The following is a 10,363-nucleotide window of genomic DNA, read 5'->3' as shown; positions in this document are numbered from 1 at the left end:
GACAGCCGACGGCCGCACCGGTCGGCACGTCGATCGCGTGATGCTGGTAGGTCGTCAGCACCGACACGCCGATCGCCGCGAACCACAGGTGGAGCACGACGCGCGCGAGCGTGCCGCGCACGTGCTTCGCATAGACGGCCCACAGCACGACGAGCAGCCCGATGTGCAGCGACGGCGCCTGGTTGAACGGCTTGTCGAACCCCATCAGCAGCGTGAACAGCGCACCGGCCACGCCGCCCGCGTCGGGCCGCTCGAACCCGAAGCGCAGCGGCCACGCGATGAAGCACGCGACCGATACCAGTTGCACGGTCAACAGCCGTTTCACGTGATCGAGCAGGTCGGCGCGGCGCGTCCAGAAGAAGAACGACAGCGCATACAGCAGGTCGATCGACCAGTACGGCACGATCGTCCACGGCACGAACGGGATCGCGTGTTCCCAGCCGAACGCGAAGGTCGGCACCGCCACGCGGCGCGCGGCGAGCCAGTTCGCGAAGCCGTAGGTCGAGAAGAACACGGCGCCCATCACCGCGAGCCAGCCGAGACGCAGCGCGAACGACGCGTCGCGTGCGCCGGCCGCCGACGCCTGCGCCGCCAGGCCGCGCGCGTCGCCGCCGAATTCGCTCATGACGCGTCGACCCGCTGCGCGAGGCTGACCGTGAAAATGCCCATTTCGTCGATCCGCTGGTCGAGCTTGCGGAACCCCGCGCGCGCGACGAGTTCGTCCATCTCGGCCTGCGAGCGGCGGCGCATCACCCAGGTCGCCTCGCCGCGGTGATTGTTCAATGCGCGCGCGATGAATTCGAGCTGCGGATGCCACGGCTGCCCCGTATAGACGAGATAACCGCCCGGCGGCACGGCCTGCGCGAGCCCGCGCAGCGAGCGCTCGATCAGCGCGTTCTCGCCGAACAGTTCGTAGAGGCCCGACACGATCGCGAGCGTCGGACGCGGCTCGAGCGTCGCGAGCGACGCCTCGTCGAACGCGTCACCGCGCTCGAAGCGCGCGATCGGCTCGAGGCCGCGCTGCGCGATCAGCACGCGCCCGGCCTCGACGTTCGGCGGGCTGTAGTCGCGCAGCGTGATGTCGTCGGGCGCCGCGCCGTCGCGCTCGGCGGCCGACGCGATCGCGTCGAGCACGTAGCGCCCGTGCCCGGCCGCGATGTCGACGATCCGCACCGGCGTGCCGTGGCCGCGCAGGCGGCCGATCGCCGCGCCGATCAGCTCCTGCAGATGCACCTTGCGCTGGCGGATGCCGACCCAGCCCGGCGAATCGAGATACGTGCGATCGATCAACGCGCCGACGCCGAGCCGCCCCTGCGCGCGGTTGCGGTACACGTAATCGAGCGTCGAGCCCGAATCGAAACCGAGCCGCAGCCCGAGCGCGATACCGTCCGACAGCGCGCCGCCGGCCTTCAGGCCGGCCCGCGTGAGCGCCCAGTACGCACGCGCGAACGCATTCGCGGGCGGGCGGCCGAGCGCCGCGTATTCATCGTGGAACGCACCGCGCCGGTCGGCATCGGCGAGCGACACGCGCGGGCTCGGCGCATCGAATTCGCGCAGCACGAATGCGCGCAGCGGCGCGAGCGCCTGCGCGCGATCGCGTTCGCCGAGCGTGTCGTGATAGAAGCCCGGCAGCACGATGCGCTCCTTGCGCGCGGCGCCGAGGCGTTCGAAGAAGCGGTCCTGCGGGCCGCGATGCACGACCCAGTCGGCGCCCGAGATCAGCAGTTGCGTCGGCACGGTGATCGCGGCCGCATCGGCGACGATCCGCTGCGCGGTGTCGTGCAGGTCGAGCAGCATGTTGACCGCGATCGGCCGTGTGATCAGCGGATCGGACGCATAACTCGCGATCCGCTCGGGATCGTGCGTGAGGAATTTCGGTTTCACGTAGCTGTTCACGTAGAACAGCCCGCGCAGCTTGTGCATCAGCCGCAGGCCCGGCCGCGCGAACGGCACGTAGAGCTTGATGTGAAACGCCGGCGACGCGACGACGAGCGCGCGGATCGGCGGCGCGTAGTCGTGCACCCAGGTGGCCGCGAGCACCGCGCCGACGCTCTGGCCGACCACGGCCATGTCCTCGATCGCGATGCCGTGCGTGTCGCGGATATGTTCGACGAAGGTCTGCAGGTCGCGTACCGACGCGGCCGCGCTCGGGCTGTAGCCGCGTGCGCCGGGCGAGCGGCCGTGGCCGCGCGCATCCCACGCGAAGAACGCGAAATCCGGCAGGTCGAGCTCGTCGACGAGATGCGCGACGCGCGCCGAATGTTCGTGGCCGCGATGCAGCAGCACGATGGCGCCGCGGCAGCGCGGGCCCGTTGCGGGCCAGTGACGATAGAACAGCGTTTCGCCGTCGTGCGTGATGAAGTCGGCCTCGCGGGCCAGGCGTGCGCTCATGCGTTTTCTCTCGTTTCGCTATTCGAATCTTGGTGCGCCGCCCTCCGGCGCCCGGTACCGCCACTGCCTTTGACTGCCTTGACTACCCTTTCAACCGCCCTTTTCCGCGATGCCGGCCTGCACGCGCCGCACCACGGTCACGATCGACAGCACGATCAGCAGCCGCCACAGCCATGCGGCGACACCGCCGACCGGAAAGCCGAGCCCGATCCACAGCGCGAACGCGCCGAGGGCGAGCGCGCGGTCGCTCTTGCCGAACGGGCCGTCGTAGCGGCGGCTCACGCCGACCAGCGGGCCGATCAGCCCCGCGCATTCGACGATCACCGCCGTCAGCGCGAACAGCCAGACGTCTGCCGGAGCGAACGCCGGAATCGCGAGAAACGGCAGCACCAGCGCGACATCGGACACGACGTCGCCGAGTTCGTTGAGATATGCGCCGAGCGTGCTTTTCTGGTTGTGCTCGCGCGCGAGCATCCCGTCGATCGCATTGAGCGCCATCCGCACGAACAGCCACAGCGGGATCAGCAGGAACAGCGCGCGGGCAAACACGCCGAGCCCGGCGAGCGCGCCGACGACGATCGAGCCGCCGGCCGCGAACAGCGTGACCTGGTTGGCCGTGACGCCGCGCTCGGCGAGCGAGTTCGCGAACGGGCGCAGGCGGTTCTGGAATTTGGGTTTGAGTGCGTAGAGGCTCATCGTTTCGTATTCGTTCTATTCGCGCGGCACAGTCGGACACCTTTCCCGCCGCCATGCCCCGGGCGGCGAAACGGCCCTGGACGGCCTTCCATGGACGGCCCTAATCGTCGCCGAGCGGCCCCGATGCGTCAAGCATGCGCCCGGCGCGCAAGCGCGGCGCCAATCTGGCGTTTTTGACGGAAACTCGCGATAATCCGCTGGCCCGAGCGCAGCACGATCCATTCGAACTGCAAACGGGCACTCGTGCAACAGCCGATTATCACGCCGCCGACCGGCGCATTCGCCGCGACGCAACAGCGTGTGGCGGCGAATCGTCCGATTATCGCGGACCTGCGACAGGCAGCCACGAATTTGAAAAAATTTAAACAAGGGCCGTCCGGCGCGCATCCTGCCGCGCCGGCATTCCGGGGTTCCGCCCGCCGCGCATGCGCCGCGGGCCATGCAGGCAGGCAGGAGGCGCGACGCCGATGAACATTCTCAACGTCTGGCAGCGCGACTTCCTGCTGTCCATCGTGCGGCTCGTCGCCGGCGCGTATCCGGTCTGGCATCAGGCGCCGCCGTCCCCCACGCAGAAGATCTACTTCTCGAACCACACGAGCCACATCGACACGCTCGCGATCCTCGCCGCGCTGCCGCGCGACGTGCGCGCGGTCGTGCGGCCCGTCGCCGCGCGCGACTACTGGGACAGCAGCGACGCGAAGCGCCACATCGCGCAGAAGCTGCTGAACGTCGTGCTGATCGATCGCCACCGGGAATCCGGCGGCGATCCGCTCGACCCCGTGCGCGACGCGCTCCGGCAGGGCCATTCGATCATCATCTTCCCGGAAGGCACGCGCGGCGCCGAGATCCTGCCGCAACCGTTCAAGAGCGGGCTGTTCCACCTCGCGACCGAGTTTCCGGACGTCGCGCTCGCGCCCGTCTATCTCGAGAACCTGCAACGGATCATGCCGAAGGGTGCGATCTGGCCGGTGCCGCTGATCTGCAAGGTGCACTTCGGCGCGAACGATGCGCTCGGTGCCCAGGAAGACAAGCCGACGTTCCTCGCCCGCATGCGCGACGCGGTCGTCGCGCTCGCGCCGCCGCAGCGGCCGGCCGGCTGAACACCGCCCTCTCCTTTCCCTTTTCCGGATATCCCCCATGCGAACTCTCTTCTGGGAACTGGTCGCGGGCGTCACGGGCGTGCTCGTCATCGCCACCGTGATCGGCGCGATCCTCGGCGCGCGCAGCGGCGGCACGAGCGCGACCATCGTCAACCTGAACCAGCGCATCCGTGCGTGGTGGGCGATGATCGCGATCATGGTCATCGCGATCAGCCTCGGCAACAACGTCACGTATCTCGTGTTCGCGGTGCTGTCCTACCTGACGCTGCGCGAATTCATCACGCTTACGCCGACGACCGCGAGCGACCACACGACGCTGTTCATCGCGTTCTTCGTCGCGATCCCCGTGCAATACCTGCTGCTCGGGATCAACTGGTACGGGATGTACTCGATCTTCGTGCCCGTGCACCTGTTCTTCGCGATGTCGCTCGTGTCGGCGCTCACGCAGGACACGCGCGAATTCCTGAGCCGCAACGCGAAGATCAACTGGGCGCTGATGGTGTGCGTGTACGGGCTGAGCCACGCGCCGGCCGTGCTGATCCTCGACATCCCGCGCTACACGGGACAGAACGCGCTGCTGCTGTTCTTCTTCCTGCTCGTCGTGCAGATCAGCGACGTGCTGCAGTATGTCGTCGGCAAGCTGTTCGGGCGCCGCAAGATCGCGCCGCAGCTGTCGCCGTCCAAGACGATCGAAGGGTTCGTCGGCGGCGGGCTGCTCGCGACGCTGTGCGGCGCGTCGCTGTATCGCGTGACGCCGTTCAGTTTCGGCGCCGCGTTCGGGATCTCGCTCGCGATCGTGATCGCGGGCTTCGTCGGCGGCCTCGTGCTGTCGGCCGTCAAGCGCTCGCTCGGCACCAAGGACTGGGGTTCGATGATCGCGGGCCACGGCGGGATGCTCGATCGCGTCGACTCGATCTGCTTCGCCGCGCCGGTGTTCTTCCACCTCGTGCGGTACCTGTACGTATGACGCGCGGGCGGCACCGCGCCGCCCGTTCCTTCGCGCGAACGGTCAGTATCCTGCGCGCAACGCCTTCGGCACCACGTAGCGGCCGCGCGCCGCGTCGAACGTCACCGTGTAGCGCGCGTGAATCGCCTTGTCGCCGCGCGAGCCCGTTTCCGTGACCGTCAGCGGATAGACGTCGCCGGTGCCGGTCGTGTCGGGCACGATCGAAAACGTGCGGCTCTCGCAATGCGACTTCGCGTTCCCGCAATCGAGCGACCCCGTGTTGTCGAGCGCTTCGTCGATGCGCGGCGCCGCCTCGACGATCGCGTTGCCGACCGGCAGCCAGATCGATCGCATCGCCATCGTATAGCCCTGCAGCGTGACGCCATCGCCGATCGTGAAGCCGAACAGGTGCGGGCCGTACCGCTCGATGCGCACCGTACCCGGCTCGCCGCGCTTGCCGGACGCGATATCCGTCTTCTTCACCACCGGCTCGAGCGTCTTGCCGTCCGCCGCGGGCTTCAGCACGTACAGGTCGATGGTGCCCGTCGTGCCGTCCGAATCCATCCCCGGCATGCCGTCCTGCACGGCGGCCTCGGTCTCGCCGCACACCGCGAGCAGGTACCGCGGGCCGTCGGCGGTCGCGACGCGCAGCGACCCGCACGGCGAATGAATGAAATCGCCCGCGTCCGACTGCCAGCCCTTGCGGTCCGCGCGCCAGTTGCCGTAGTGGTCGTGGAGGAACGTGCGCAGCAGGCGGTCGGCCGCGACCGGCTCGACCGCCTGCGCCGTCGCGGGCAGCACCGACGCCGGCACCGCACACGCAACGGACAGCGCCAGGCGTCGCAACAGGGGATGAACGGATGAAATCATGTCCGCGTCGGCAGGAACGGAAAGCGGTATGCGAAGTGAACGGCTGGCGGCATCGACGCGTCACCGAGGTTGCGCGACCGGTTCGGGATCGAACGCCGCCAGCCCCGGCCATGCCGCCCGCCCCCACACACCGTCCGGTGCAAGCCAGCGCTGCAGCGTGGCGTCGTCGAACGCCTTGCCGAACGGGTCGGCGCGAAACCCGGCCACCCACTGCTTGCGGCCCGCGATATACGCGCTACCGAAATCCGTCCAGCTGCCGAAACAATCCTGCGCGCGCTGCGCGTTGAGCAACAGCACACGCCACGCGGTGTCCGGCTCGGTCCAGCCCATCAGCATCGCCACGCGCGCGAGGAACGCCATCCGCGCACAGGCGAACGCGAGTGCGGCACGCGGGTCGTCGGTCGGCTGCAGCGCATGCAGGTCGGCCCGAAACCATTGCGTCTCGAGCACGCGTGCGAGGTGCGCGCGCGCATCGTCGTCCGTCGCGTCGGTGCGCAACTCCATCTGATGCAGCATCTGCGCGCGCAGGAACTTGCGCGACGTGTCGTTCAGGTGGCTCGTATCCGCATCGTCGAAACCCGAGAACCCGGTCGCCTCCACGTACGGATGCGCGAGCAGCAGCGCCCAGTGCTTGCGGGCGGACAAGGTCGAATGGCGCGCACCGCGCCGGCGGAGGTAACGCACGATACGCCACAGCACGAACAGCGCGACGATCAGCTTGAATGTCATGGTCTTCGCCCCGTCATTCGCCGGCACTGGCGCCGTGCGGCGCGTCGTAGCCGGGCCAGCGCACGTTCTCGGTCGCAAAGGCGGGCCGTGCATCGTCCCGTTGCGCGGACGGCACCGCGGGCGCCAGCGTCGCGCGCACCGCGTAACGCACCGAGCCGGCACGCGGCGGCCGCGCCTGCAACAGTTCGGGCTGCCGCGCGGCGACCAGCCACTCGACGGTCGGCGTCGGCTCCGCGAGCCGCCCGAACAATTGCGGATGGCGCGCGACGAGCCGTGCTTGCGACGCGGCATCCGTCACGTCCTCGATCCTGCACCACCCCGACGCCGTATGGACCACGCCGAGCGCGATGCAGTCGGGCGGCGTGTTATCCGTCGTCCCCAGCGTATTCAGGCACGTCAGCACGTCGTCGACATAGCGCTCGACCGGCGGCCGGTTCTGCTTGCCCTTGACCTGATCGACGTCGAGGCCGCCGTCCGCGCGCATCGCGACACTGATCGTGATGTGCGGCTGGCCGCTCGCGTCCCGGAAGCTCAGCAGCCGCAGCGTGCGCGCCTCGATCGCTTCCGCATAGCGCCCGCCGTAGCCGCCCGTCAGCGCCTGCCGGTCGGCGAACTGGCCGAGGCAATGGCGCATCACGTAACTCTCGAACGCCATTTCGGCGCGCAGCAGCGCGCTGTCGGGCAGGAATTCGACGAAGCGGCCGTTCGCGGTTTCACACCAGGTGCGCAGCGCATCGGGCTGGCTCTCGCGCCAGCCGCGCGCAATCCGGGCCGCCATCTCCGCATGCTCGCGTTCCCACATCGCGAGCGCCTGCGGGCAATTGACACGGTCGAGCTTGCCCTCGAGCCCGGTCCCCTTGCGCGACTCGAGAAACTCGACGAGCGTGGTTTCGAGCGCGAGAAGCTGCGGATCGCCCGGGTCGACCCAAACGACGGGCGCCAGCCTGCCGGCGTCGGCCTCGCCGATCGTCTTCGCGTCCGCACCGAAGCGCCGCGCGACCCACGCCGGCGGCGCGGCGTTACCGAGCGCCTGCCGCGCGTCGTCGAGCGACCCGATCGTGCGTGCCGGCTCGAAGTTCGCGACGACGTGCCGGTAGAAATGGTTGAGCAGCCACGCGCGCACCGCGTCGGCATCGCCTCGCGCGGTGCTGCGCGCGGCGATCGCCGCTTTCAGCGCATCGGCGTTCAGCGCGTTGCGCGGCGCATAGCCGGCCCGCCGACCGACGGCCGTCATTGCCAGAACTTCCACCAGCGCTTGCCCGGCGCGGCCGTCGCCGGGCCCGGCGCCGCGGGCGGCGCACCGGCCTCGCTGATCCGCCGCTCGATCACGTCCATCTTCAGGTCGAGCGGTTCGGCGGCGTGCCGGTTGCCGGCGAGCACCCGTTCGTAGAAATATTTCGCGTCCGGCTGGCGGCCCAGTTCGTACGCCGCGTCGGCGGCCCGGAGCAGCACGTTCAGATCGCGCGACGCGTCGGCCTGCGCACGCGCGGCGTCGTACAGCGCCGATGCCTGGTCCGGATGCGACTCCGACATGTGGGCCGCGAACACGAGGCGGGCAATCAGTGCCTCGTCGGGCAACCTGCCGTCGAGCTGGTCGTGCTCGCGCTGCCAGCCGACGAGGCGCTCGAGCCAGATCGGCAATTCGTTGCAGCGATCGACGCGGTACAGCGCGCGCACCACGTCGCGCACGTACCAGTTCGGCTCGTGCCGGCTGTAACCGTATTCGGCGGCGTAGTGCCACAGCTGCTCGGCGGCTTCGAGCATCTCTTCATCCTTCTCCTGGCACGCGAGCACATAGCGCACCCCGTCGTAATGCTCGGCAAACGAACTCGCCGCGATCCCGTTGCGATGCAGGACCAGCGCTTCGTCGTAGCGCTCCTCGCCGCGATAGAGGATCGCGAGGTTGTTGCAGAGCATCGAATACAGGTGCGCGCACGCATCGTACGGATGGCCGTTGCCCGTCTCGAAGAAGCGCTCCATGCAGGCGCGGCCCTGCTCGTACGCGGCGATCTTCAGGCGCTCGAGATCGGCGCGCACCGGCGCCTGTTCCTCGGCCGGCAGCGCGTCGATCGCCTCCTCGGCCCTGTCCTCGATCGAGCACGCGTAGCCGTAGCTCCACAAGCCGCTGCGCAGCGGCGGCGGCGGCAGCTTCATCGCGGCGGCGACACCCAGCGCCCGAATGCGCGCATCGGTCAGCATGAACCCGGTGCGGTTGTCGTACATCTCGCCTTCCTGCGCGGCCGCGAGCAGGCGCGCGGCCTGGGTCGTCGCGTCGATGCGGCCGGTTTCGCCGTCGTAGACGGCCGCGAGCCGCGCGATCCACGGATGGCCGGGCGCGCGCCGCAGTGCGACCTCGCGCGCGGCGTCGGCGATCGCGTAGCGCAACGCGTCGCCTTCGAGCGAGCCGAACGCGGCAAAGATCTCGCCATGGGTCGGCGAACGCGCGGCCAGCGCGTCGGGCCCTTCCGCGCCGAGTTCGACGAGCCGCTCGAGCGTCGGCTGGAAACCCGCTGCGCGCATCGCGCACAGCGGCCACCAGACCGACGTGTCGGTCGGCTCGGCCAGGCGTGCATGGATGATCTGCCCGACCCGGTCGAGCATGCTGCTTTCGATCTGGTACACGTGGAAGAACGCCCTGCGCCCTGCCTCGTCGAAACGGCCCGCCTCGAGCAGCCACGGCAGTTCGTATTCGATGAAGTCGTCTCCGCCGTCCGATTCGAGGCTGTGGCGCGCCATCTCGCAACGGGCCAGCGCGCCCGCGAGATCGCCTTGCGCGTGTGCCGCCCGCGCGGCGAGCCGCGCCAGCCTCACCTCGGCCTCGCGGCGAGGCGGCAGCGCCCAGTCGGCAATGCGCGACTCGACGGCCTGGCGAATGGTGTCGAACTGCAGCGGCGCGATCTCGATCATCGCCCGTCCGATCCGCAGCCAGTCGTCGGCGTCGATGTCCTGGTCCACCGCTGCCGATGCCATCGCAGCCACCGCGGCCTCGGCCGCCGCACGCGCGTCGTCGTCCCGGTCGAGACGCCGCAGTGCCCACGCGCGCAGGCATTGCCGGTTCGCCTCGTCCCACGCACGAAACGTGGCGCGGTCGGCAATCGCGCGGTTCAGCGCATGCCGCAGTTCGATCGCGTCGAGCGCATGCTCCGCGTGGTCGAATTCGAGCGTATCGAGAATGCGTGCGCGGACGTAGCGATCGGCATCGAGCGTCGGCGACGTGCGCAAGACGTCGTGCATCTGGCCGATCGCCTCGGTGACGGCGTCGTTCTCGCCCAGGTGCCGGGCGACCTGCAGCCGGTATAGCGCGAGTTGCATGCGGATGTCGGGCCGCGCCTCGGGCGGCGCCGCGTCGTGCACGCCCGCGCCGTCCTCGTCGAGCACGGCGCGCGCGGCGGCCGGATCGCCGGCGTGCATCCACAGCGTGTGCAGGCGCGCGATCGCGTCGAGCGAATCGGCACGCAACGGCTGCGCACGCAGTCGTGCCGCAAGGTCGCTCTCGCGGCTCGAATCGCTTTCCTCGAGATCGGCTTCGAGCCGGTTCATCAGTGTGTCGAGCGACTGGCCCGTCAGGGGCATCGTCGTCATATCGATATTGGAATGGGCGTTTGTAGTTGTATTGGCGCTGGGAGTCATC

General features: G+C 69.4%; 9 protein-coding genes and 1 pseudogene. 3 read left to right on the top strand and 7 right to left on the bottom strand.

Annotation, left to right across the window (positions count from 1 at the left end; translation table 11 throughout):
- The 3 genes and pseudogenes from ABY44_RS03175 to ABY44_RS03165 all read right to left on the bottom strand — a co-directional run.
- A pseudogene (locus ABY44_RS03175) lies at positions 1–625 on the bottom strand (serine/threonine protein phosphatase); the annotation flags it as partial.
- Positions 622–2,391, bottom strand: a complete 1,770-nt coding sequence (locus ABY44_RS03170) for a bifunctional alpha/beta hydrolase/class I SAM-dependent methyltransferase (RefSeq protein WP_059682197.1) — start codon at positions 2,389–2,391, stop codon at positions 622–624. The gene ABY44_RS03170 and the pseudogene ABY44_RS03175, both read right to left, overlap by 4 nt.
- Positions 2,392–2,481: 90 nt before the next feature.
- Entirely contained in the window at positions 2,482–3,087 is a 606-nt protein-coding gene (locus ABY44_RS03165; RefSeq protein WP_027787786.1) for a CDP-alcohol phosphatidyltransferase family protein, read from the bottom strand.
- Positions 3,088–3,221: 134 nt separating this feature from the next.
- Here ABY44_RS03165 and ABY44_RS03160 point away from each other — a divergent pair, with 134 nt between their 5' ends.
- The 3 genes from ABY44_RS03160 to ABY44_RS03150 all read left to right on the top strand — a co-directional run bounded on the left by ABY44_RS03160 (position 3,222) and on the right by ABY44_RS03150 (position 5,154).
- The gene (locus ABY44_RS03160) at positions 3,222–3,452 is read left to right on the top strand and encodes a hypothetical protein (RefSeq protein WP_155253126.1); all 231 of its coding nucleotides are present in this window, start codon (positions 3,222–3,224) and stop codon (positions 3,450–3,452) included.
- A 102-nt stretch (positions 3,453–3,554) separates the two neighbouring features.
- A complete protein-coding gene (locus tag ABY44_RS03155) occupies positions 3,555–4,187 on the top strand; it encodes a lysophospholipid acyltransferase family protein (RefSeq protein WP_059682194.1) in 633 nt (210 codons plus the stop codon).
- A gap of 37 nt (positions 4,188–4,224) precedes the next feature.
- Complete coding sequence (locus ABY44_RS03150) at positions 4,225–5,154, top strand: phosphatidate cytidylyltransferase (RefSeq protein ID WP_059695701.1); 930 nt, start codon at positions 4,225–4,227, stop codon at positions 5,152–5,154.
- Positions 5,155–5,196: 42 nt separating this feature from the next.
- Here the strand turns inward: ABY44_RS03150 and ABY44_RS03145 are convergent, their stop codons facing one another.
- The 4 genes from ABY44_RS03145 to ABY44_RS03130 are packed head-to-tail and all read right to left on the bottom strand — an operon-like array spanning position 5,197 to position 10,314.
- Positions 5,197–6,003 (bottom strand): hypothetical protein, encoded by an 807-nt coding sequence (locus ABY44_RS03145; RefSeq protein WP_060173849.1) that lies wholly within the window; start codon positions 6,001–6,003, stop codon positions 5,197–5,199.
- 60 nt (positions 6,004–6,063) lie between these two features.
- Positions 6,064–6,732 (bottom strand): DUF1266 domain-containing protein, encoded by a 669-nt coding sequence (locus tag ABY44_RS03140; protein ID WP_060173848.1) that lies wholly within the window; start codon positions 6,730–6,732, stop codon positions 6,064–6,066.
- 13 nt (positions 6,733–6,745) lie between these two features.
- Positions 6,746–7,966 (bottom strand): hypothetical protein, encoded by a 1,221-nt coding sequence (locus ABY44_RS03135; RefSeq protein WP_124920004.1) that lies wholly within the window; start codon positions 7,964–7,966, stop codon positions 6,746–6,748.
- Positions 7,963–10,314: a hypothetical protein gene (locus ABY44_RS03130; protein ID WP_060173847.1), complete on the bottom strand. Its 2,352-nt coding sequence runs from the start codon at positions 10,312–10,314 to the stop codon at positions 7,963–7,965. Before ABY44_RS03130 ends, ABY44_RS03135 begins: the two co-directional genes overlap by 4 nt.
- Positions 10,315–10,363: the final 49 nt, after the last annotated feature.

Source organism: Burkholderia sp. ZZQ-2 (assembly GCF_050768715.1).
GTDB classification, from domain to species: domain Bacteria; phylum Pseudomonadota; class Gammaproteobacteria; order Burkholderiales; family Burkholderiaceae; genus Burkholderia; species Burkholderia cepacia.
This window is presented reverse-complemented; position numbering and strand designations above follow the sequence as displayed.